This window comes from Planktothricoides raciborskii GIHE-MW2, from assembly GCF_040564635.1.
In the GTDB taxonomy this organism is placed as follows: domain Bacteria; phylum Cyanobacteriota; class Cyanobacteriia; order Cyanobacteriales; family Laspinemataceae; genus Planktothricoides; species Planktothricoides raciborskii.
The window spans coordinates 6,029,744-6,052,253 of sequence record NZ_CP159837.1; the positions used below are offsets into that span (position 1 = coordinate 6,029,744).

At 42.0% G+C, this 22,510-nt stretch carries 21 protein-coding genes; 12 read left to right on the top strand and 9 right to left on the bottom strand.

Annotated features, from left to right (window positions below; translation table 11 throughout):
- The first annotated feature begins 121 nt into the window (after nucleotides 1-121).
- Together ABWT76_RS25705 and ABWT76_RS25710 are read left to right on the top strand one after the other, a co-directional pair.
- The gene (locus ABWT76_RS25705) at nucleotides 122-403 is read left to right on the top strand and encodes a hypothetical protein (protein ID WP_354635165.1); all 282 of its coding nucleotides are present in this window, start codon (nucleotides 122-124) and stop codon (nucleotides 401-403) included.
- Nucleotides 400-822 carry a PIN domain-containing protein gene (locus ABWT76_RS25710; protein WP_354635166.1) on the top strand — a complete coding sequence of 141 codons (423 nt, stop codon included), beginning with the start codon at nucleotides 400-402 and terminating at the stop codon, nucleotides 820-822. The genes ABWT76_RS25705 and ABWT76_RS25710 overlap by 4 nt, the downstream gene beginning before the upstream one ends.
- A gap of 205 nt (nucleotides 823-1,027) precedes the next feature.
- Here ABWT76_RS25710 and purF read toward each other — a convergent pair whose 3' ends face one another.
- Both purF and purL read right to left on the bottom strand, forming a co-directional pair.
- On the bottom strand, nucleotides 1,028-2,545 hold the full coding sequence (gene purF, locus ABWT76_RS25715) for an amidophosphoribosyltransferase (protein ID WP_054464850.1): 1,518 nt from the start codon (nucleotides 2,543-2,545) through the stop codon (nucleotides 1,028-1,030).
- Between the two features lie 371 nt (nucleotides 2,546-2,916).
- Nucleotides 2,917-5,265 (bottom strand): phosphoribosylformylglycinamidine synthase subunit PurL, encoded by a 2,349-nt coding sequence (purL, locus tag ABWT76_RS25720; protein WP_354635167.1) that lies wholly within the window; start codon nucleotides 5,263-5,265, stop codon nucleotides 2,917-2,919.
- Nucleotides 5,266-5,751: 486 nt separating this feature from the next.
- Here purL and ABWT76_RS25725 point away from each other — a divergent pair, with 486 nt between their 5' ends.
- The 4 genes from ABWT76_RS25725 to ABWT76_RS25740 all read left to right on the top strand — a co-directional run bounded on the left by ABWT76_RS25725 (nucleotide 5,752) and on the right by ABWT76_RS25740 (nucleotide 9,571).
- On the top strand, nucleotides 5,752-6,789 hold the full coding sequence (locus ABWT76_RS25725) for an aldo/keto reductase (RefSeq protein WP_354635168.1): 1,038 nt from the start codon (nucleotides 5,752-5,754) through the stop codon (nucleotides 6,787-6,789).
- A gap of 211 nt (nucleotides 6,790-7,000) precedes the next feature.
- Complete coding sequence (locus tag ABWT76_RS25730) at nucleotides 7,001-7,408, top strand: ester cyclase (RefSeq protein WP_354635169.1); 408 nt, start codon at nucleotides 7,001-7,003, stop codon at nucleotides 7,406-7,408.
- A 75-nt stretch (nucleotides 7,409-7,483) separates the two neighbouring features.
- Nucleotides 7,484-8,581: a DegT/DnrJ/EryC1/StrS family aminotransferase gene (locus ABWT76_RS25735; RefSeq protein WP_354635170.1), complete on the top strand. Its 1,098-nt coding sequence runs from the start codon at nucleotides 7,484-7,486 to the stop codon at nucleotides 8,579-8,581.
- A 36-nt stretch (nucleotides 8,582-8,617) separates the two neighbouring features.
- Entirely contained in the window at nucleotides 8,618-9,571 is a 954-nt protein-coding gene (locus ABWT76_RS25740; RefSeq protein ID WP_354635171.1) for a hypothetical protein, read from the top strand.
- Nucleotides 9,572-9,609: 38 nt separating this feature from the next.
- Here the strand turns inward: ABWT76_RS25740 and ABWT76_RS25745 are convergent, their stop codons facing one another.
- Complete coding sequence (locus ABWT76_RS25745) at nucleotides 9,610-10,857, bottom strand: glycosyltransferase family 4 protein (protein ID WP_354635172.1); 1,248 nt, start codon at nucleotides 10,855-10,857, stop codon at nucleotides 9,610-9,612.
- Nucleotides 10,858-11,148: 291 nt separating this feature from the next.
- Between ABWT76_RS25745 and ABWT76_RS25750 the strand changes: the two genes are divergently transcribed.
- The 3 genes from ABWT76_RS25750 to ABWT76_RS25760 all read left to right on the top strand — a co-directional run bounded on the left by ABWT76_RS25750 (nucleotide 11,149) and on the right by ABWT76_RS25760 (nucleotide 14,680).
- Complete coding sequence (locus ABWT76_RS25750) at nucleotides 11,149-12,789, top strand: alpha-amylase family glycosyl hydrolase (protein ID WP_354635173.1); 1,641 nt, start codon at nucleotides 11,149-11,151, stop codon at nucleotides 12,787-12,789.
- Nucleotides 12,790-12,871: 82 nt separating this feature from the next.
- Nucleotides 12,872-13,603: a TylF/MycF/NovP-related O-methyltransferase gene (locus tag ABWT76_RS25755; RefSeq protein WP_354635174.1), complete on the top strand. Its 732-nt coding sequence runs from the start codon at nucleotides 12,872-12,874 to the stop codon at nucleotides 13,601-13,603.
- A 111-nt stretch (nucleotides 13,604-13,714) separates the two neighbouring features.
- Complete coding sequence (locus tag ABWT76_RS25760; protein WP_354635175.1) at nucleotides 13,715-14,680, top strand: glycosyltransferase family 2 protein; 966 nt, start codon at nucleotides 13,715-13,717, stop codon at nucleotides 14,678-14,680.
- A gap of 899 nt (nucleotides 14,681-15,579) precedes the next feature.
- Here ABWT76_RS25760 and ABWT76_RS25765 read toward each other — a convergent pair.
- Nucleotides 15,580-16,317: a glycosyltransferase domain-containing protein gene (locus ABWT76_RS25765; RefSeq protein ID WP_354635176.1), complete on the bottom strand. Its 738-nt coding sequence runs from the start codon at nucleotides 16,315-16,317 to the stop codon at nucleotides 15,580-15,582.
- Nucleotides 16,318-16,540: 223 nt separating this feature from the next.
- Between ABWT76_RS25765 and ABWT76_RS25770 the strand changes: the two genes are divergently transcribed.
- On the top strand, nucleotides 16,541-17,164 hold the full coding sequence (locus tag ABWT76_RS25770) for a histidine phosphatase family protein (protein WP_354635177.1): 624 nt from the start codon (nucleotides 16,541-16,543) through the stop codon (nucleotides 17,162-17,164).
- Nucleotides 17,165-17,540: 376 nt separating this feature from the next.
- Here the strand turns inward: ABWT76_RS25770 and ABWT76_RS25775 are convergent, their stop codons facing one another.
- The 5 genes from ABWT76_RS25775 to ABWT76_RS25795 form a co-directional block, all read right to left on the bottom strand.
- Entirely contained in the window at nucleotides 17,541-17,987 is a 447-nt protein-coding gene (locus tag ABWT76_RS25775) for a hypothetical protein (RefSeq protein ID WP_054464864.1), read from the bottom strand.
- 263 nt (nucleotides 17,988-18,250) lie between these two features.
- Nucleotides 18,251-18,823, bottom strand: coding sequence for a hypothetical protein (locus tag ABWT76_RS25780; protein WP_054464865.1), 573 nt, complete (start codon nucleotides 18,821-18,823; stop codon nucleotides 18,251-18,253).
- A 169-nt stretch (nucleotides 18,824-18,992) separates the two neighbouring features.
- A complete protein-coding gene (locus ABWT76_RS25785; protein WP_255353144.1) occupies nucleotides 18,993-19,127 on the bottom strand; it encodes a hypothetical protein in 135 nt (44 codons plus the stop codon).
- 118 nt (nucleotides 19,128-19,245) lie between these two features.
- Nucleotides 19,246-20,505 carry a glycosyltransferase family 4 protein gene (locus ABWT76_RS25790; RefSeq protein WP_054464866.1) on the bottom strand — a complete coding sequence of 420 codons (1,260 nt, stop codon included), beginning with the start codon at nucleotides 20,503-20,505 and terminating at the stop codon, nucleotides 19,246-19,248.
- A gap of 467 nt (nucleotides 20,506-20,972) precedes the next feature.
- Nucleotides 20,973-21,674, bottom strand: a complete 702-nt coding sequence (locus tag ABWT76_RS25795) for a hypothetical protein (protein ID WP_354635178.1) — start codon at nucleotides 21,672-21,674, stop codon at nucleotides 20,973-20,975.
- A gap of 363 nt (nucleotides 21,675-22,037) precedes the next feature.
- Here ABWT76_RS25795 and ABWT76_RS25800 point away from each other — a divergent pair, with 363 nt between their 5' ends.
- Together ABWT76_RS25800 and ABWT76_RS25805 are read left to right on the top strand one after the other, a co-directional pair.
- On the top strand, nucleotides 22,038-22,181 hold the full coding sequence (locus ABWT76_RS25800) for a chlorophyll a/b-binding protein (protein WP_054464868.1): 144 nt from the start codon (nucleotides 22,038-22,040) through the stop codon (nucleotides 22,179-22,181).
- A gap of 129 nt (nucleotides 22,182-22,310) precedes the next feature.
- A complete protein-coding gene (locus tag ABWT76_RS25805; protein WP_054464869.1) occupies nucleotides 22,311-22,454 on the top strand; it encodes a chlorophyll a/b-binding protein in 144 nt (47 codons plus the stop codon).
- Nucleotides 22,455-22,510 lie beyond the last annotated feature (56 nt).

A 22,510-nucleotide genomic window follows, 5' to 3' on the forward strand; every position in this document is an offset into this window, starting at 1 on the left:
TATTCAGGCGATCGCGATCGCCCAGGTATTTTACATTATAACCGGAGTGGCGATTTTCCGATCTAGTCCCCCGCCCTGGAAATCATATATAATAGAAGCGATCGCAATTTCCCCTATTAATATGTTGAACTTACAACTAGACCCCACCACTGAATCTTATCTGGTGGATATTTTAGCCAAAGAAAAAACCACAACCGATGAACTCCTCAAGCGTTTACTCTATCAGCATTGGCTGAGTTTACAACCTCGCAAAACCCTAGTAGAAAGACGAGGAGGTCATCCGCAGCATTTGCTCGAAGATGCCCCGGCTGATTTATCCTTACGAGAAAATCGTAAACGAGTTGTAGCCGAGTATATTGCTAAACGCCATCAAGAGATGAAAGAAAGAAACGAAAAATCATGACTTACCATCCCCTGATAATTGTTGACAGTAGTATTTTAGTAGCTTATTACAGTGTTAGAGATCATTATCATCAACAAGTTAGAACTTTTTTTGAACAATGTAGCAGTGAACTTATCACTACACTAGCCTGTGTCACTGAGGTCATGTATCTTCTGAGTCATAATTGGCGCACTCAAAATGAATTTCTTTCTGATTTAGCCATTGAACTTTATAAAGTGGTTCCAGTTTCACCGGAAGATTTTAAGCGAATAGCTGAATTAAATGAGAGATATGCTGATTTACCAGGAGATTTTGCCGATTTGTCTTTGGTGGCAATTTCTGAAAGATTAAACATTACCGCTATTGTGACATTGGATAGTGATTTTGATATTTATCGTCGCTATCGAAGTCAACCATTTGACAGAATTTTACTTCCATAAAAAAACGGGAACTAATTCTCTCAAATATACTCAATATAAGAGATCGCACTTGCTAAAAATTAATCCGGGATTAAAGCGAGATTCGCTTTAGCGATACGATGAAGCGGAATCGCGAATAGTCCCGGAGGGTATCACTCACACAAAATAAAGGCGCAACCGGGGTTACGCCTTAAGGATAAAAAATCCGTTAATTCACTCGATCGCCTTAGACTTTTTCTAACATCAACTTAGAACGTTTCAGGGCATCGGGGACACCAATTGGATAATCTCCAGTAAAGCAAGCAGAACAGAAATGATTGGTATTTTCTCCCGTGGCTTCTAGCATTCCTTCCCAACTTAGGTAAGCCAAAGAATCTACCCCAATTTGTTCTTTAATTTGTGCCACAGATTTCGTGGCAGCAATCAATTGGTCTTGGTTGTCCGTGTCGATACCATAGAAGCAAGGGTGAGTCACGGGTGGGGAGGAAATCCGCATATGCACCTCCGTTGCCCCCGCATCTCGCAGGGCTTTGACAATTTTTCGGCTGGTCGTGCCCCGCACAATGGAATCATCGACCATCACTACCCGTTTGCCCGTCAACACATCTTTCAAGGGGTTAAGCTTCATCCGAATTCCCGACTCGCGCATCGATTGAGTGGGCTGGATGAAGGTACGACCCACATAGCGATTTTTAATCAGTCCTTCGGCGTAAGGAATATCCGATTCTTGGGAAAAGCCGATCGCCGCCGGAATGCCAGAGTCAGGAACGCCGATGATAATATCCACATCTGCCGGGGCTTCGCGGGCAAGTTGGCGACCCAGACGCAAGCGATAGCTGTACAAGGTTTCGTCGTGAACCAAGCTATCGGGACGGGCAAAGTAAATCATTTCAAAGATGCAGAGTTTTCGCTCCGGTTTTGCCCAATGATAGGAAGATAGACCTGCTTCGGTAATCCAAACTAATTCCCCAGGTTCCACATCTCTGAGATATTCCGCGCCGATAATGTCCAAAGCGCAGGTTTCCGAAGCGAGGACGTAACGCTGCGGTTGGCTGGGGATGATGCCAATCACCAGGGGTCGAATCCCGTGGGGGTCACGAGTTCCCATGATGCCTTCCGGGGTGCCAATGGTGAGACTGAAGGCGCCGATGCATTGCTGGAAAGCCGCGATCGCCCCTGACAACCAGTCTTTACCACTATTCACTTCTTCAGCGATCGCATGAACGATCATCTCTGAATCAGTGGTGGTGACTAGATTACAATCTTTTTCCAGCAACTTTTCTCTCAGTTGACTGGTATTCACCAAGTTGCCGTTATGGGCTAAAGCAACCGGGCCTAAGCGGGTTTCCAAGACCGCAGGTTGGGCATTGACCACATGACTCGATCCGGTGGTCGAGTAGCGATTATGACCAATGGCAATATTGCCCTTTAGCTGTTGCAGGATGGTTTCATTGAAGACTTGGGAGACTAATCCCATTTCTTTATGAACGTGAATTTGCCCATCGTCAAAAATCGCGATACCTGCGGATTCTTGACCGCGATGTTGTAAAGCAAAAAGGCCAAAGTAGGTGAGTTTGGCCACATCTTCACCGGGAGCATAGATGCCAAAAACGCCACAAGCCTCTTCGGGCTTATCTGGGCGTTCGATTTCGTCTAAATTTTCCTGATTTTCCTGAGAAAGAGATTTCTCAGGAGGCTGTTCAGCCTCATTCACCTGGTAAGAAACGGAAGAGTTGGGAATCATGGATAGAAATGTGCCTTGGTTTGGGGTCGTTAGTTATCGTTAGTTAAAAGATTTTGGATCGATGCTGCATTTCAGGTTAGAAACGCTGTTGCTTCAATTAACCGGGTTTCTCGGATACAGTTAACTAATCTTAATACTTTCTTAACATTTATGAAACTTGGGGCCGAGAAACCGGGTTTCTGGGAGTGAATATCAGAGTTAACTGTGGGATGCAACCAAGAAACCCGGTTTCTGGGGGTTCTGCAACCAAGAAACCCTGCAACAAAGAAACCCGGTTTCTGGGAGTGAATATCAGAGTTAACGGTGAGATCCAACCAAGAAACCCGGTTTCTGGGGTTCTGCAACCAAGAAACCCGGTTTCTGGGGTTAGATTAATGCATCCGCCTTTCGATCGCCTGATACCAGCGATCGCTCATCTCCTTAATACTTACCGCGATTAAGGGCTGGTTAACATCCGTGAAAATTCGTAAATCTCCACCAACCGCCCCTACAGTGCCTAATTTTTGCCAGTTATTCGCCAATTTTTCTGTCAAATAGGATTCCCAAGCAGAAATATGTGCCGCATCCACAGATACGATAATGCGTCCACCACCTTCGGCAAATAACAATTCATCCCAACGTTTAGGACTGTTGGCCACAGTAAAAGGCAGATGAATTTCCGCGCCCAAGTTGCCGCTGATGCAAGATTCAGCCAGGGCTACGGCAAAGCCGCCCTCCGCGCTATCATGGGCCGATCGCACCCAACCCTCGCGAATACCCGTCCGACAAGCGGTTTGCACGCGGCGTTCTAGGTCAAAATCCACCTTGGGCGTTTTCCCGGCAACCACCCCATGAATGGCGGCGAGATATTCTGAAGCCCCCAGAGTGAGGCGAACGCTTGTCGGGTGGTCTAAAGCTAATCCCAGCAGATAAATCACATCCCCAGAGTGTTGAAAACCTTGGCCACAAATTTGCTGCAAATCGCGGATTAATCCCACCATCCCAATTACCGGAGTCGGATAAATTGGCGTCGGATTGCCTTGTGAATCCAGGGTTTCGTTATACAGCGAAACATTTCCCCCGGTCACAGGGGTGCCGAATTCCTCACAAGCTTCGGCAATACCGCGACAAGCGGAAGCTAATTGCCAATAGCCGATGGGTTTTTCGGGACTACCAAAATTCAAGTTATCCGTAATCGCCAAAGGTTCAGCCCCGACACAGCTTAAATTCCGGGCAGCTTCCGCCATCACCGCTTTTGCCCCTTCGTAGGGGTCGAGATAGACATAACGGGGATTGCAATCTACCACACCCGCTACAGCCCGATTAAACTGTCCAGATGTTTCCAGTTGCGGACGCAAGCGCACCACCCCCGCATCAGCCCCTCCGGGCAGCAACACGGTGTTATTTTGCACTTGATGGTCATACTGCCGATATACCCAATGTTTAGAAGCGATGCTGGGAGTATCGAGGAGTTGCAAGAGGATATCTTGCCAAGAATGCTGCTTGCCGTTGAGTTCTATCCCTTCACGGGTACAACTGGGTAAATCATTCACAGACCATTCCCAAGCTTTTTGGGCATATTCTGGCGGTTCGCTGAGAAGTTGGCGATCGTAAATCGGCGTATCATCGGCCAAAGCACTGGCGGGAATTTCTGCCGCTACACCGCCTCGGAATAAAATCCGCACGATCGGTTCTTCTAGGACAGTTCCGGCAACCACCGCATGAAGTCCCCAACGGTGGAAAATATCAATTAATTCCTGTTCCCGTCCTTTCTGGGCAACCATCAGCATCCGTTCTTGGGACTCGGACAGCAGATATTCATACGGAATCATCCCCGCTTCCCGTACTGGAATTTTATCTAAATCCAGTTCAATGCCCAAACCACCTTTGGCCGCCATTTCTGAGGTGGAACAAGTAATCCCGGCTGCCCCCATATCTTGGGCGGCAACTACTGCACCAGTTTTAAAGGCTTCCAGGCAAGCTTCAATCAGGGATTTTTCCAGGAAAGGGTCGCCTACTTGGACTGCGGGGCGATCGTCCATTGATTTATCGCTCAATTCCACACTGGCAAATGCCGCGCCCCCCATACCATCCCGTCCGGTGGTGGAACCCACATAGAGCACGGGGTTGCCCACTCCAGAGGCACCGGCTTTGACAATTTCCGGGGTTTCCATGATGCCCAAAGCCATGACATTGACCAAGGGGTTGCCAGTGTAAGCGGGGTCAAAGTAAACATCACCGCCCACGGTGGGTACGCCAACCGAGTTCCCGTAATGTGAGATCCCATCAACGACCCCCGCAAATAAGCGCCGAGTCCGGGCATCATCGAGGGAACCAAAGCGCAGGGCATTGAAAAGGGCGATCGGTCGAGCACCCATTGTAAAGATGTCCCGCAGAATACCGCCAACCCCAGTGGCAGCCCCTTGGAAGGGTTCGATCGCACTTGGGTGATTATGGGACTCAATTTTAAACGCCAGTCGTAAACCGTCGCCCAGGTCTACCACTCCGGCATTTTCCCCCGGCCCAACTAAAATTCTCGGACCTTGAGTGGGAAATTGGCTCAGGAGGGGTTTGGAGTTCTTGTAGCAGCAGTGTTCCGACCACATGACGCCAAACATCCCCAGTTCGGCTTTGTTGGGGTGGCGTCTGAGACGCTTACAGATTTCTTCATATTCCGCAGGAGTAATACCTTCGGAGGCGATTTCTTCGGGGGAAAAGGGAGATTCGGAGATTGCAGACATGAGGAGGCAATTGCACCGTTATTACAGCAGACTTATTTTATCTGGATTTTCGGGATTAACCGGGAATTCTATATTTTTTTGTCATAATTTGCCTAAATTTGCCCTGGAAAGATGTTTTTCCCTCTGCCGCGTCCCCCGAAAGCTCCTCTGCTGGCGATCGCATTCGGGCAAAATGTTCTCACAAATGTTCTCACAATAGACTTAGAGCGGGGTTGAGTTGGCAAAATACCACTGTAGTCAACTCCAACGCCGATGTACTAGCGGTGGCAGCAAAAAAGTGGCATATATATATGGTAGCTTTTGATGAATCAAGGCTGATGCCTATATCATGTTCTTTCCTTCTGTTTGTTGTGGAGGGAATAGATTTTATAGCCTTTTGTTCGTTTTCTTTCTCACTAGACACTTGATGGCTGTCGTTGATATTTTTCACTCAATGCCTCAAAATTTTGTCTAATTTGTCTAATCTAACGCTTACATAAACTTAAGATGAAATACAACCAATTATGTGATAGCGATATACGAGTTTCTGAGATTTGCCTAGGAACAATGACTTATGGATATCAGAACACCAAAGAAGAGGCTCACCAACTCTTAGATTATGCGGTTTCTCAAGGGGTTAACTTTATTGACACCTCCGAAACATATCCTTTTCCCAATCCAACAAAAACCCAGGGCATGACCGAGGAATATATTGGCAATTGGTTAATTAACCAGCCACGAGACAAGTTAATAATTGCCACTAAAATTGCCGGTGTTAGTCCTCAACTAACTTGGATTAGAAACGGGAAAAATCGGATTGATAAAGCCAATGTCACCGAAGCGATCGAAGGCAGTCTGAAACGTTTAAAAACCGATTATATTGACCTATACCAAATTCATTGGCCTGATCGCTATGTTCCTCTTTTCGGTCAGCCTGACTATGATCCTCAATGGGAAAGGGAAACTATACCCATTGCTGAACAATTAGAAGTTTTTGCCACTCTGATTAAAGCGGGTAAAATTCGTTATTTAGGAGTTAGTAACGAAACCGCTTGGGGAGTTTGTGAATTTTGTCATATCGCCAAACAATTGAATTTACCTAAAATTGTGTCTATTCAAAATGGCTTTAGTCTTTTGAACCGTCTATTTCATGTCAATTTAGCCGAAGCCTGTCGGTTAAATCATGTTGGATTATTAGCATATAACCCTTTAGCTTTTGGATTTTTAACAGGCAAATATTTAACGGATATTCCCCAAAAATCTCGATTAGACCTATTTAAAGAAATCTATTCCCATTACGATCAAAAATCTATAATGGAAGCTACCAAACTTTATGTCAATTTAGCCCATGAAAACGGGATGACACCCGCCCAATTAGCCTTAGCTTATGTGAGAAGTCGTTGGTTTGTTACTAGCACGATTGTTGGAGCTACCAAAATTGAACAACTGCAAGAAAATCTGGAGAGTGTTAACATTGAATTAGATGAGATTATTTTGGCTAATATCGATCAAATTCATCGTGCTTACCCGAATCCAGCGGCCTAGAGACTTTTGATAAATAAAACCTGAAGACGTTCAGGTGAGCCGGATCGGAGAGTTATTTGAAGTCACTATATCTCTGAAACCTTTGTCCTATTTGGTTTTTTAATGATCGATCGCTCTTATTGGTGATTTTTTTAATTAATCATTTTGCGTTGAATCGAAGCAACTGACAAAATTCTGTTATAATGGTGGAGAATATTTTGGGTAAAATTTTATGAGTGATTTAACTAATAAAGAAATAGTGGCGGGCTTTTTTGAAATATATAACAATAAAGATTACCAAGGGATGTATAGTTATTTTGTGCCTAACTATTACGATCATAGTTTACCCCAAGTTAGAAGTATTGAAGATGCGATCGCCATTTTAAAGAAAACTCATGCCAGTTTCCCCGATATTCAGGTACGCATTGACGATTTGATTGAAGAAGATAATAAAGTGGTCTTTCGCGGTCGTTTTACCGGGACGCAGTTGGGGGAATTTGCGGGTTTCCCCCCGAGTGGATTACGAGTGGAATTTGAAGCTTTAGAGATTTTCAAATTGGAAAATCAGAAAATTACAGCATCTTGGGGTTATTGGCCGATGACTGAAATTATTCGTCAAATTAATCAGCCTAGTGTATAATCCTTAAACGAGCGTTAGTGATTCATTAACGACTGGTGAATATGTTGGTTTTTTGTCTAAATGAAGGAAAATATCATGGGAATGATTCTGCAAATTGAGCCCTGGATTGATCAAGCTGAGTTAGAAGCCGTCAAGCGTGTCATAGACTCTACATACTTGACCGAGAACCAAATTACTGCTGAGTTTGAAGCCGGAGTGCAAAAAATAACCGGGGCGAAACACGCGATCGCGACATCTAATGGCACAACGGCTCTGTATTGTGGGTTGAAAGCCCTAAATATCGGTTATGGCGATGAAGTTATTGTTCCCAATTTAACCTTTGTGGCTTCTTCTAATGCGGTGATTATGGCGGGAGCAAAACCTATTTTTTGCGAAATTAAAGCCGATACTTTATGTATTGATGTCGAAGCGGCGGAAAAACTGGTCACGGAGAAAACCAAGGCGATTATGCCTGTGCATTTGTACGGACAAAGTGCAGATTTAACGGCAGTTTTGGAATTTGCCGCTCAATATAATCTGAAAGTTATTGAGGATGCGGCCCAGGCGATCGGGGTGAAATTTAAGGGTGAACACGTTGGTTTACAGGGCGATGTCAGCGCGATTTCTTTCTATGGCAATAAGACGATTACCTGTGGAGAAGGGGGGATTATTTTGACCCAAAATGATGAGATTGCCCTAGCTTGTCGTCGTCTGAAAAATCATGGACGCGATCGCCGAGGGACCTTTGTCCATGAGCATATTGGTTTTAATTTTTCCATTACGGAATTACAATCAGCGATCGGGGTGGCTCAATTAGAAAAATTACCGGCGATTATCCAAAAGAAACAGGAAATTTATGACAAGTATGATCGAGAATTGGCTGATATTCCTCAGTTACAAATTTTAACCATTGATCGACGCTGTTCCCCTGTCCATTGGTTTACCTCTTTTTATAGTGAAAATCGGGCTGAACTGGAAACCTATTTACTCAATGAAAGCATTCAAAATCGTCGCTTTTTCTGTCCTTTGCATCAGCAACCTTGCTATCGGGATATGGTAGATCAGAGTCAAACCTATCCGATTAGTGAAAATGCCTACGAAAAAGGGATTTCTCTACCGTCTTCCTATAGTTTAACAACAGAAGAACAGGATTTTGTGATTGATAAAATTCGAGAATTTTATCAAAATAATTAAATCTTAAATTTTTGACAATAATAATAAAGTAGATCAATGCAAAACTATGAATTTAATACTATTTTAGAGCAAATTTGCCAGAGAGTTTTATCACTACCTAAAGGCGATCGCCTGATCGAATCTTTACGGCAAAATAAAGACTATATTGTGCTTTTAGAGCATCAGGAATTCGGCGCAATTAAAGCGATTTGTGCCTCCTATGGTGAAGCTCCTCAAAATTGGCAAGGAGAACCGATTTCAACTCGTTTTCAGGATTATATTCAGCAGGTTATTCAACCCCAAATTGAGCGGGGAGAAATTACTGATGGTCGTAATCCTGGGGATTATGATGATCGTAAATTGCGATGGTCTGGCGCCGGAGTTACAGGCCATTGGTTTCTGGAAAATCAAGTCTTATTTTTAGAAACGGGGCCAACGACTTACCCCCGTTACGCCCAGGATTTACATCGCAGTAAAACCGATGCTTTGAAATTAATGCTTAAAGGACTAGAAAATTATCAAGATCCCTACGCCTATTTTGCTAAGGCGATCGCTGTAACTGTTGTTCCCATTTCTCAAGAGGGTTATGTTTATATTGGAGAGCGATCGGGCAATGTGGATAATCCGGGTTTACTCAATTTTGTTGCCGGTTTAGCTACCTTTAGAGAAGACCTAGCAAAAGTTAATTTTTATGCAGATGCTCAACAGGAATTAGCGGAAGAAGTCGGGATTCATTCAACCTTAAATCCTGAGAATACCAAATTAATTGGAATTGCGGGTAATCCCTTTACCAGTGAAACTGACCTAGTTTTTGTCACTCAAACTGAGCAACCTGATAGCTATTTTAAAACCGTTGCCCTGAGCGAACATTTGCGATTAGTCCCTCTCCATAATCAAGATGAAGTCAATCAACTACTTGATCATGGTTTGTTACCAAAAGAATCTCAAAAAAAGGCAGTCGCCTACGGTTCGAGAATGGCATTAGAATATCTAGCTAACTATCATTTTTAAACCGGAAACTTAGGCTAGGAATCTCAAGTGTATAACCACTATGTGGAACAGGCATCTTCCCTGTGGTAATCTGAGACATTCTCCTTCCTGCTTTTTTCTAGCTCAGAAACATAGAATTTCTCAATTCGTTGAATATGATTCTTGATGTCATATTGTTGGGCGCAAAGAAAAGCATTGTTAATCATTTTTTCTCTAAGGTGGGAATCCTTTAAGAGTGCGAATATTCCTTCAGCAATTTGCTCGCTGTTTTTGTAATCAACAACCCAGGCATTTTCTTGATGGATAGCATGATCCGCCGCACTACCCGCAAGGGTAATAACCGATGGAACTCTAGAAAGCATGGCATCTACATAAACTTGTCCGAAAGTTTCTTGAATATCATCAGTAGGCACATGAACAAAAACATCAAATAATTTAAACAAAGCAAAAAGATCCGGTTCAAAGGGAATTTCAATATAACTATGATTAGGTAATTGCGACAACTTTTCTGTAATGCTGATAATGTCGTCGTATTGAGGAGCAACAATATCTTCTTTGCGTGCCTTACGAATCTTCTCCTCTAGGTTGGTACGATCGATCCCTGTACCTGAAAGGACTAAGAGAGCATTAGGATAAGTTTCGAGAACCTTTTTATAGGCTTCAATGACGTATTCAACGCCTTTCCAGCGAACATACCTCGCCGCCACGCCAATAACTGGGCCTTGGTGATTTGCTAAATATTTGGCTCGCAATTGATCGATGCGTGAAGTCTCTACATTCTCATATTCACTGACATCAAATCCAGTCGGTATAAGTGCGATCTTCTGCTCAGGTATGCCGTCTTCTATCATGCCTTCTTTGCTTTTATTCGTAACAGCAATAACATTAGTGGCACATTCCCAGATTAAACGATGTTTACTAGCCGCATGGCGTGTATAGTATTTAATTGAAGGGTGTTCTCTAGTGAATATTCGGACGGGAACCTGGGCATAATACGCGGCTTGCATTCCGGCAAAACTTCCCGCGAACCAATGAGTGTGAACAATATCAGTCTTATTTTTGAGCAAATGTTCATAGAGGAATTTGACCATTTCTGGAGTATTGCTATAGTCAGGAAAGGAAGTCACTGTATGACGAATATTAAGCTCTTTTAAACACGCGATCATGGGATCACGTTCATTCAAAATCACATAGTCAATGTCAAATTTATTCTTGTCAATATATTTGGCAACCAATTCAAAGGGAACCCAACGGATGGCATGGGTAAATATACAGGTCACATGAATTTTTTGCTGTGCTATCATCATCGTTAGTGAAGTCGTTGTTTTTGTACGGGCAATTTATTTGGTATGGTAGATCCTACCAGAGAATGTACAACCAACTTTGTAGGGGCGAAGCATTCCGGCAGATAGCTTATTGGTTAAAAAGAAGGATTTACTACCGGAATGCTTCGCCCCTACCGATATATTTGCCAATTCGGGATGATCCCACGGACAGTAAGCCTGAGAAAAAAAGACTTGTTATGCCAAGGGATATGTTATAATTGATACTTATGAATGTAAATAATTGTTCATTGTTTTTACTTACCCATACCAGAAATGTCTCATTCTCCTTGGTGGAATTCTTCTGTTATTTATCAAACTTATCTACGCAGTTTTCAGGACTCAAATGGGGACGGCATCGGAGATATCCCCGGCATTATCCAGAGACTCGATTATTTAGAATGGCTGGGGATAGATGCCATTTGGGTGACACCATTCTATCCTTCTCCTATGGCCGATTTTGGTTATGATGTTAGCGATCATAAGAATGTTGATCCTATCTTTGGCAACCTTTCAGAACTAGATACCTTGATCCGATCTTGCCATGAGCGCAATCTCAAGATTGTGATTGACTTTGTGGCTGCCCATACTTCTGATCAGCATTCATGGTTTATTGAATCCCGCGCTTCGCGGACGAATCCTAAGCGAGACTGGTATATATGGAAAGATCCAGGCCCAAACGGTGAATTTCCTAATAATTGGCTTGGCCGTTTTGATGGGCTTTCTGCCTGGGAATGGGATGATAAAACAGAGCAGTATTATCTACACTCATTTCTTAAGGAGCAGCCAGATGTTAATTGGCGTAACCCTGATGCTAAAGAGGCTATGTTAAATGTACTTCATTTTTGGTTACAGCGAGGTGTGGATGGAATTCGGGTTGATGCCGCTTATCGTGCCTTCAAAGATTCGCAGTTTCGAGATAATCCTGTGAATCCCAACTGGCATCCGGGCATGGAACCGTCCGATCGCTTGATTGAAGTTTTTAGCAAGAATATACCAGAAATTCACGATTTTAATCGCGTGCTACGAAGCCTTGTCGATCAGTATGGCGATCGCGTTTTGATTGGTGAACTATATAAATCCCTAGAAGAAATTATTAAGCACTATGGAGCCAATGATGAACTGCATTTACCCCTCAATTCAGAATTGATGTCTTCTGACTTTCAATGGAGTGCCGAATCCGTTAGAGAAATTGTTGAGCGTTACGAGAGATTACTGCCAGTCGGTGCATGGCCGAATTGGTCCTTGGGCAATCATGATAAGCATCGCGTCGCCAGCAGAATTGGACTTGCTCAAGCCAAAATCGGCATGATGCTATTGCTGACGCTTCGGGGTACACCAACGATTTACTACGGAGATGAACTGGGTATGGAAGATGGCTGGATTCCCTCCGAGCATATCCAAGATCCTTGGGAAATAAAAGCTCCGGGTATTGGGGTGGGGCGCGATCCTGAACGCACTCCGATGCTCTGGGATAACTCGGCTAATGGCGGTTTTTGTGGGGAATCAGTCCAGCCTTGGCTACCGATCACCCATGACTACAGCAGTATCAATGTCAAGGCACAGAAGCATAACTCCCGATCATTTCTGGCACTGACGCGATCGCTGTTGCGGTTACGTCGGCAACAATCCGCCCTACAACTTGGTGAATACCTTTCTTTATATTCACCCCCAGAGCTTTTCTGCTACCAACGCTTTAACGAGACATCAGATATCATTGTAGCGTTGAATTTCAGTTCTCAATACCAGGAATGGATCTTACCGACAGACTTTCGTAACCAGTCAACAGTTCTCCTTTCTACATTCATGGATCGGCAGGGAGGACAATTGGGACACACTGTTGAGCTACGAGGAAATGAAGGTCTAATAATTATCCAGCATATCGATCCATCATCATCTCGCACTAACTGGAGGTAAAGATTGGTAAAAATTAATGTATAATCACGAAAGCCTTGTAAAATCAATCTGATTGAACCATTCCTAAACCTTTACTGTTGCCATGACTACTGAACGCACAATCGTTTTCTCCACCAAGCATCAAGTGACTATGATAGATCCCGTCACGCCCGATATTGATAAAGATCCCGTGTTCATGGATTTATATCAACAGGTTATGCCCTACACCATGACGAGTAAAGAGGCTGTTTTTGCCCTTTATACATCAGTTAACTATGTACTCGATCGGAATATACCTGGTGATATTGTAGAATGCGGTGTATGGAGAGGCGGAAGCTCTTTACTGGCTGCCTTAATTATGAAAGCGCGAAACATCCGCGATCGCCAACTATATCTATATGACACATTTCGGGGTATGCCAACCCCCACCGAATTTGATGTGGACAAACGGGGAAACACTGGCTTTGAAATGATCGAAAAGTATGGTGATAAAATTGGCTGGTGTTACGCCTTATTAGATGATGTTAAAACGGCTTTCTCCGCCTATAATTTTGATTTTGAAATTAATTTTATTGAAGGAGATGTTATCGAAACATTGCCAAAAATAAAGCCAGAAACCATCTCAGTTTTGCGCTTAGATACCGATTGGTATGAATCCACCGCCCTAGAATTTGAACTACTCTATCCTCGACTCTCAACCGGAGGCGTTCTCATTGTTGATGACTATGGCTGTTGGGCTGGATCTCGTAAAGCTACAGATGATTATTTCAAGAAAGTTCCGCCTCCGATGTTAACACGAATTGATAAAGAAGTCCGTCTTGGGATTAAGGTCTAGGCAGTAAGAAATATGGAAAATCAGATCCATTTTGTCACAGCCCAGCCCTTTTTAATCATTACAGGAATGCACCGTTAAAGATAACTATAATGGAAAAAAGCAAAAGAAACAATGGAAAAATTAGCAATTATTTCTACCGTAAAAGCTCCCCTCAGTCAGCTTACAATGTATGTGAATTATCATTTAAACATTGGAATAGACGAAATTATTCTTTTTTTTGACGATCCCTTGGATGAAGGCATAAAGTTTTTTGCCAACTATGAAAATGTCACTGTAGTTCCCTGTTCATCGGAATATTGGACTCAAACAACTGAGCCAAGACCACCTATAGTTCTCGATAGACAAATTACCAATGTAAATGAAGGGGTGAAAATTGCAATCAGCAAAAACTGTAGTTGGATGACCCATATAGATTGTGATGAATTAATTTATCCCTTAAGAGATATTAAACAAGTGCTGAGGGATTGCCAAGCTGATGGGTTAAATTTCCACGTCATGGAAGTAGTCTCTGAGCAAGAAACCTATGAGCATATTTTTATGCCAACTCTCTTTAAAAAGAGACCAAATAAGTTGCAAATATGGGCGGCAAAAATGCTGGGTTGCTCTCAATCCTTCTGTGGAGGTCAATATTTCAGAGCTTATGAGACATCGAAAATGCTAATTAAGATTAGCCCTAAAATCAAAAAATATGGGATACATGAACCAGAGGAATGTGCTGATGATACAATTATCAAACAAAGTCATGAATTAAGATTATTACATTATGATTCTGTTGGTTTATCAAATTGGAAAGCCAAATTTGAACGACGCGCTCAGGAATTAGTTGAAGGAGATAATCTCTATGAATTTTTTGCAAAACACAGAGTTACACAATTCCAAGCTTATCTTCAAGCCCGTAGTGAAGGAGATTCACAGTTAGTAGCTTTATACAAACGTCTGTATATTATGTCTAAAGGACAAAAACAGATTCTATTCTTTCTGGGTATGTTAGAAAAGGTTATCTTAAATCAGGATTTTTTTAATCTAGTTGATGCAGAGTGCGATTCGTTCACGCGAAAAGTGGATGGTAATACCTGAAACGTGCGCGTGGTAATGGTTTCCGAACCGTTATAACTGTGGCTTTGTTGTCCTAAACGGAGGACAAATACCCGGACTTTCCGGCAAACAATTGCCGGGGGTAATTAGGCATCAGCCCCACCCGGAGACTCACCATCAAAGGCGTGAAGCGGGCTGAAAAGGAGGTAACTCTTAACCAGTTTGAGAATCCCTTCAAGCCAATTAGTCAAGGTCAGCCGTGAGGCTAAGGTCCGACTTGAACCCTCTCAACTATTATGTAGCGAAATCTGGTTGATACGCTGCGACCAAAAAGGTCAAGGGGAAAGGTGGAGAATTTCGCTTTTCATCCACAAAAGATACAGGAGTTTTGCGGCTCATGTATTAAGAAGTCCCAAAAGTACCCAGGGGGATAGGACAGTATCCTAAAACTAATAATCCCAAAGCCACGGAACGAAGTAACCCCATACTGGCTCTCAGCAATGAGTAGTGATAAGTGTAAGCGCAAGCCTATATGGGAAAGGGATGCCCTAAGAAGCCAACGACCAGGGTAATGCCTGGTATATGCTGACGTGGGGCGGCTGTGAAGTAGACCTGTAAGTATCTCTTATATGAACAAAGCCATCCGCAAGGATAGGATGTAATAGCCAATGTGCGTACAGTGAGCCAAAGGTTGAGCAGATAACTGCCTCTGCGAAAGGTGAATGCAAAACATCGAACGACCAATTAACCATCAAGGCGGCATTAGGCATAAGGGGAAAAAAGCATGAGTCGAAGCCAAACAGGATGTCGTAAGACGCCTTAGTAGGAGCAAGTTAAAGCACGCACAGCCAGGAGCGGAATGCCGTGAAAGTGGCACGTTCCGTTCTGAATGGGAGGTGAGGGGAGCGATTCCCTCATCGACCCCTAACACTACCCTAAATTTAAGCAACAGAAGATAGCCCATAAAATCCCTTCATGGTTTCCCAAGCTTCTGCCTGTATAGAAAGAGCCAACCAAGTGATATGAATAAAATAGGATGGGATTTTTTCACAATCTAGGGGATTATTATCGTAGGTATGGGTATAGCAAAATTTGAAGTCGCTATCAATATCCATTTTTAATAGTTTCAATTGGCTATTGTCAAGCATAAATTTTGACAAAACCCTTTGATCATTAAAATTATTAGGTGTTCTGTATCTGTTCTCAAAATTATCACAAATATAATTGAGCATCGTCCTATAAGCCCATTTATAGCCAATGATAAATCCTGAATTCATGTACTTAGCTTTTCTGGTTAAGTAATTAGATAGAAAAAAGGGTAATACCTCAGAACTATGATGAGCAAACACCGTCTCGGCTCCGACAATTAAATCTTTGCCTGTTGCTTTAAAATCATCCGTCAATCCTTGGGGATCATAACGTAAACAAGCCACATCGTAGGCATCTGTAAAAACAATTATATTGTCGTCAGGTATGGTGGTGTCAGCATTTAGAAACTCTTGGACTTTAAAGATTTTGGAAAGCAATTCTAACTGGGGGCAATAGGTTTCTAATATGCGTAAGTTGCCATGAAGCGATAAGCGCAGGGTATCTACCTTGGGACTCCCTGCATCGCAAAGAGTCAGGAATAGGGGATCTTTTGTAATATTTTCGGCGGATATTTTTTCCATAAAATTCACAATTCGCTTCTATGATAATATATCACTTTTTTGAAAAATTGACAAGATAGATGGATAAATACTTTTCTGCTAGAATGATAATTGCTAGGCTATCTCATTCTCTTTAATGAGTTCGGGAAAATTGCTCTACCGAACTTGTGGTGTAATAATGCTTTTTTCCCTAAAGCGCGAATCCCTTAAGAGTGCTAATATTCCTTCAGTAATTTTCCCACGATAACAAAACATGAAAATGATCATCGTCCGTCATGGCGAAGCTGAATGGAATCTACAGGATAGGGCAATGGGGCAATTAGATAGTCCTTTGACTCCGAAGGGAATCCGACAAGCTTATGCCCTTGGCGATCGCCTGCGTCGTCTTTCTTTTACGACTCTTTATAGCAGTGACTTGGGGCGTGCGGCTGAAACGGCAAATATCATTGCTTCAATCTGTGACAAAAAAGTTATTTTTAACTCAGAATTACGAGAATGGAATTTCGGCATTTTTCAAGGATTAACCCTTCCTGAAATGCACGAAAAATTTCCCCAAGAACGACAAGATTATGAACGTAATGTTTTTGAATATCTCATCCCTGAAGGCGAAAGTTTAAGGCAACTTAGACAGAGAAGTTTTCGGGTATTGACCGCGATCGCTCAACGGCATTCAGATGAAACGGTTGTAGTGGTTACTCATGGTGGGATCTTAATGTGTTTTTTTGAAGAAGTGCTGGGAATTATCCATAAAAAGCCTTTGCCTTTTCAGCAAGACAATGCTAACTTCTGTGCTTTTGAGTATGTTAACGGGGGTTGGAGTCTTATGGTTTGGAATGATATTAGTCATCTCGAAACGATGGATACCGTTGAGATTTAACAATTTCGATAAAACTTAGACTGTCATGGAACTTTCTCATAATTCCCTTAAGGTCGAGGCTGATTAATCTGATTGAGAATATCCATCATAGGGCAATAACCCCAGGATTTGGTGATTTTCTGATTTTCCAATTTGAAAATTTCTAAGGCTTCAGGCTACTCCATAGAAACCCGGTTTCTATATTGAGAAGTGTGGTTAGTCGATATTAATGAGCAATGTTTAGAAGTTTACCGAGAACCTACCTCGAATGGCGATCGCTTTTGATTACTTATCTCTATAAATTATCCCATCACAGCAATTTTATCATCAAAACAATACCCCTGTAGGGGCGCAATGCTTGCGCCCCTGTTCCCCCGCTCCCCGCTCCCCTGCCTTGCTATTTCATTCGGGCAAAATGTTCTAACAAAAGCCGGTGAATAAAAATATAACCGCCGCCAACTTTTTGTAAAAATATCCGTTCCGTTGCCCAATCTAAAAAACGAGCATAGTTCCAGGGAATATCGCCGTTAAAATATAATATTAAACGGAGGATAAAATGTTTGAGAAAAGCAGCGCCACCCCCAGCCGCCATGCCAAAATATAGTCCATAAATTCCCCAAGCAACAGGAATCCAGCGTAAAAATTTCGCCCCCATAAACATAATGATTCCCGTGATCAGCCCAAATATCAAAGAATTGCCGATAGACTGGAACATTCCTTGATTTGGTCGATAATATTCATCTATTCCTGGTTTAGTTAATCCCCGAATTATGCCAACGATGCCGCCAAGAATTAAACCACATAAAAGGCTACGAACAATCAGAATATTTCCATGATAAAACATAAGTTTTATCATGTGAATTACATAAATTTTTAGCAAAATAATTTCTCTGGAAATCCTGCCTATAATTACCACCACCGATAAACATTCCTTTAACAATATGTTGAATTGTATAAACACCTGTCCACCTAAGTTGAGCAATTGGCGAAATATTTTTGATCTGAAATATTTTGCCAAATAAGAATAAATAAATTGTTGACAACAAAATTATAAAATTATTTGGAGAAAAGGAAAATTGTTGATAAAAACAAATACGTAAATTACAATTAGTATAATAAATAAAATAAATAGATCGAGATTAAAAAACGAGACTGATTCAACAACCAAGTTGGTTGCATTTGTTCAATAAAAAATACCGTCTGGGACTGTTCTACCATTTTTTGCGCTAACCAAATTAACCAGTGTTTAGCTTGGGCTTGGGGATAGGGATCGCGATCGCCTCTCCGGTGAAACATTCGCTCAATATAAGTATCAAACAAATGTTGTCGCCGTTGGTCTAAATTCATCTGGGGTAATTCATCTAAAGACATTCCCCGATAAGCCAAAGTAATAATATTTAGCATCAGGGGAGAACTGGCTAACTCTAACAATTGACTATCGGTTTTTACCGCAGTTATAACTGCTGCTAATTCAGCCCCTGCATTGGCTAGATAATGCTCAATTTGTTCGAGAGAAAGAGGCTGAACCGTAATCGCCCCTTGAAACTTTAAACGGTGTTGCAATTCTTGATAATCTTTAATCCGACTGCATACCACTATCTCAATTTCCCCATGTTCTTGGTGAAATAAATTCAAAGCTTGGACGCAGGCATCTCGGACACTTAACTTCATCGAAGCCATCTAATAACAGCAATAGTTCTCCTTTTTTTACCCAGGTTTTACCAAGTTCCTTAGCCACCTGATATTGATTATTTAATTCGGTGACTAACCAATCCGTAATGGGCTGACATCTGTTCAACCCCAAGAATATGTTTGCTCTGGGACTGAGGCACATTTTTTTCCAACCAAGCTAAGACGCGATCGCGCATTCCTCTAAGCTACTCCTGATATTCGCCGGTGGGGGCAACCACCGCCAAGGAAGAGTCCCCACCGACCAGAAATTACAGCAATAATTCAGATTTTCATCGGCAATTTTTGGGGACAAATCGCCTCTCCCCTATCCGCCAGTGGACTCGGTACTGGAGGGCGGTAAAACCAGATACAACATCCCATCTTCCTTGGCTGTTATACGGTCTATTTAACCCCGCTTATTTATTTAGATATTATTTAGATAACGCTTTCAACCGATAAGTATTTTCCTCAACCAATTCTGAAAACAAACTTTCATAGCGGTTCAATGCTTGCTCATAAGCATAATTTTCTATCGCATATTGCCGACCTTTGGCACTCAAAGCCGCCCGTTTTTCCGGGTGCTGATACAGATCTAAAATCGCCGCAGCTAAAGCATCTTCATCTTCTGGAGGAACCACCACACCACCGCCACTTTTTTGCACCGCTTTGGCCGCTGTCCCGGTCAGAGGCACTGAAGCGGCGATCGGGCAACCACTCGCCAGCAGCACCGGAATTTTTGACGGCATATTAAACCCAATCACATTATGTTTTTGAACAACTAATCCCACATCCGCCGCCGCCAACATATCTGGCAAAGTTTCTCTGGGTTCAAAGTTTAATAACTTCACATGATGCGCCGAAAACATTTCACAATACTCTCTCACCCGATTAATTGCCTTGGTTTCCCCCACAATCACAAACACAATATCAGGAATATGATTAAGTTTAGCGGCGGCCTTAATCGCCGTTGGTAATTGTTGAGTTAAAGCAATATTACCTGAATAAAGCACCACAAATTTGCCTGGGAGGTGATGTTTTTCTATAAATGAATTTGTCTCCTTCGGTATGGGGCGAATAAAATTCACATTCACCCAATTGGGAATCATCACAATTTTTTCTAAGGGAACATTTTTCTGCTGCAAATTTTCCACAAACCCATCAGCAATCACACTAATTTTATTTGCGTGTCGGCAAGCAAATTTTTCTAATTTGGCAAACGCTTGAAACAACCACTTATTTTTGAGCAATCCCACTTCCCAGGCAGCTTCATGTTGAATATCTTGGATATTCAAGACCACTGGCGTTTGGCGTAACCTAGCCAGAATACTCACGGCAATGCAAACTGGCAAGGGAGGAACTGTCGCCAACACCACATCGGGACGCCACCCACTCAAGGCGTAGGGTAAACTATTAAAAACAAAAGTGCCGTCGAGTAAAAGTCGATCTAATAAATTAGGTCGTGGTCTAATCCAAACTACGCAGCGTTGGATGGTGACACCATTTCGTTCTTCGGTTAAATACCATTTACCCTGATAGTCAGGGTAAATTTCCCGTTCTGGATAGTTCGGCATAGAGGTGACAACTCTCACTTGATGCCCTCTTTTCACGAGACCTTCGGCCAATTCTGTCATCAGTGGTGCAATCCCAATTGGTTCTGGATGATAGTTATAGGAATAAATCAGAATTTTCATAACTGGAAGTGGTGAGTAAGTTTTTTCTGAGTGTCTTTGACTTGCAACTCGACTGGCAAATCAGACATTTAGAGATATACGGCCAAAATTGTAGACAAAATCATCACAGAATTATCATAAAGTCATTCATTATGATTGATTGACACATTGTTGGTCTGATGTATATTCTCCACGTTTTTACGGATTTCCTGCCGATAGGGGCAGCAAAACCGCCACATTAGCCCCGCTAAAATCTTTTAGCTTCCTGATAACCAGCGCCTTAATGCTATTTTTTTATAAAACCGATATCTTGGGCTGAGGATATTTTAACGTATTAGGGTAAATTTTCCGAGGAATCGCTCAAAATCTTTAAATTTGTGGTCGTTCTTGGGCAAAAATGATGATTTGCTAATAAATTTTTTTTTCATTCCAGCGATCGCTCGTAAGTCGGCGATGAAATTTCCGGGCTGAAATAGCTGAAATCTAGATTAGCTGCGTCTGACAGTATTTAAGCCTGTTTTAAAGTTGACGATCGCCGTAAACATAGAAACCAAAAAGTAAAATACTCTCAAAATCCAGCCTCGCCATTTAAATAAACTGTCGATTTTGGTGGGAGTAAAATATTTTTTCTGAAGCAGTTCGTTTGCATAAGCAAAAACATAAGCAATTCTTTGGTAAGTATTGTTCATCAACTCATCGGTTTCTACCATTTCTTTTTCTTTGGCAGGAATTACGGGGAAGTTTGCCGTGTACAAATAAAACCCCAATATGGATTCATTTTGAGTTTTATATCGCAAAAATGTATTGGTCATTTTTTGGGCTTGGCTATATGAAATATTTTCATTAATCGAGAAACTCTGCACCCAAATTTGATATTTAAAAAATACGCTAATGCTATAAATACACGGCACTAAGGTTAATAACAGAAGATAACTGACTCGATTACTAAAAGACCGGGGTAATAAAATTGTTGCTACTCCAAACCCTAGACCCAAAATGGCAAAGACTAAGACATTTAAAATTTCTATAATTTCTATACTCAGGAGTAAATCTCCCAGAAGAGGAATTTTATAGACAATTTCATCCCCAATCAGTTCAGCGACAAATTTTATGTAGAGTGAGATCGCCACAATGACTACCGTAGTGGCAATATACAAACCAGTTTGAAACAAAAGTCGTAATAAGAGCATAATGCCATGAACCAATAACAGCAAAGTTTTAGAGCTATGTCACTTTTACCAGGATACCCGCTTAAATTTTATCTTTTTAAATTTTATCTTTGTCTTTATCTTTATCTTCTGCCAATGTTTATCTTGATATTTTGTAACCCATTATTAGATATTTATTGCAAGTATGTAATCATATATTTTACGAAATAGAAGGAAAGAGGTGGAGGAATCGGCAAATTCTAGATCAGTTTTAAGACTCGAAATCTTTGCCGCACAAAGATTTCAGCCCAATTTACCAAAAAAATGTAAAAAAATGTTGCTAGTTTGGAAAACTTACGTTAAGTTATGTGTAAGTGGGTTGACAAAAAAGGAATTATCTGGACTATGGACACCAAAGAAACTAAATTCGGATTTACGGCGTTCGCGGAAACCTGGAATGGTCGCTTGGCCATGCTTGGCTTTGTGATTGGTTTGGCTACAGAACTGATCACAGGTCAAGGCATCCTGTCTCAGCTTGGCTTAATGTAAGTGCCAATCACTGCCAATCACTGCCAATCACTGCCAATCAGTGCCAATCAGTGCCAAGCCTCATCACATTTCCCCAAGAGAACTGACAGAAACACTGACTATCTCAGATCAAACAGGAGAACTTGAACAATGGAAACCAAAGAAACTAAATTCGGATTTACGGCGTTTGCGGAAACTTGGAATGGCCGTTTAGCCATGCTGGGCTTTGTGATCGGTTTGGCTACGGAGTATATGACCGGCCACGGTATTCTTTCTCAACTCGGTCTGATGTAATAATTTTTAACTCAGACGGCAACGGCAATTTTAAGTTAAAACTATTTCTAGCGGGA

Coding starts and splice junctions, on each gene's coding strand:
- ABWT76_RS25750 (WP_354635173.1), top strand. CDS start 11,149: ATGTCTCATTCTCCTTGGTGGAATTCTTCTGTTATTTATCAAACTTAT.
- ABWT76_RS25730 (WP_354635169.1), top strand. CDS start 7,001: ATGAGTGATTTAACTAATAAAGAAATAGTGGCGGGCTTTTTTGAAATA.
- ABWT76_RS25775 (WP_054464864.1), bottom strand. CDS start 17,987: ATGTTTTATCATGGAAATATTCTGATTGTTCGTAGCCTTTTATGTGGT.
- ABWT76_RS25805 (WP_054464869.1), top strand. CDS start 22,311: ATGGAAACCAAAGAAACTAAATTCGGATTTACGGCGTTTGCGGAAACT.
- ABWT76_RS25745 (WP_354635172.1), bottom strand. CDS start 10,857: ATGATGATAGCACAGCAAAAAATTCATGTGACCTGTATATTTACCCAT.
- ABWT76_RS25780 (WP_054464865.1), bottom strand. CDS start 18,823: ATGGCTTCGATGAAGTTAAGTGTCCGAGATGCCTGCGTCCAAGCTTTG.
- ABWT76_RS25760 (WP_354635175.1), top strand. CDS start 13,715: ATGGAAAAATTAGCAATTATTTCTACCGTAAAAGCTCCCCTCAGTCAG.
- ABWT76_RS25800 (WP_054464868.1), top strand. CDS start 22,038: ATGGACACCAAAGAAACTAAATTCGGATTTACGGCGTTCGCGGAAACC.
- ABWT76_RS25755 (WP_354635174.1), top strand. CDS start 12,872: ATGACTACTGAACGCACAATCGTTTTCTCCACCAAGCATCAAGTGACT.
- ABWT76_RS25725 (WP_354635168.1), top strand. CDS start 5,752: ATGAAATACAACCAATTATGTGATAGCGATATACGAGTTTCTGAGATT.
- ABWT76_RS25710 (WP_354635166.1), top strand. CDS start 400: ATGACTTACCATCCCCTGATAATTGTTGACAGTAGTATTTTAGTAGCT.
- ABWT76_RS25790 (WP_054464866.1), bottom strand. CDS start 20,505: ATGAAAATTCTGATTTATTCCTATAACTATCATCCAGAACCAATTGGG.
- ABWT76_RS25705 (WP_354635165.1), top strand. CDS start 122: ATGTTGAACTTACAACTAGACCCCACCACTGAATCTTATCTGGTGGAT.
- purF (WP_054464850.1), bottom strand. CDS start 2,545: ATGATTCCCAACTCTTCCGTTTCTTACCAGGTGAATGAGGCTGAACAG.
- ABWT76_RS25770 (WP_354635177.1), top strand. CDS start 16,541: ATGAAAATGATCATCGTCCGTCATGGCGAAGCTGAATGGAATCTACAG.
- ABWT76_RS25795 (WP_354635178.1), bottom strand. CDS start 21,674: ATGCTCTTATTACGACTTTTGTTTCAAACTGGTTTGTATATTGCCACT.
- purL (WP_354635167.1), bottom strand. CDS start 5,265: ATGTCTGCAATCTCCGAATCTCCCTTTTCCCCCGAAGAAATCGCCTCC.
- ABWT76_RS25740 (WP_354635171.1), top strand. CDS start 8,618: ATGCAAAACTATGAATTTAATACTATTTTAGAGCAAATTTGCCAGAGA.
- ABWT76_RS25735 (WP_354635170.1), top strand. CDS start 7,484: ATGGGAATGATTCTGCAAATTGAGCCCTGGATTGATCAAGCTGAGTTA.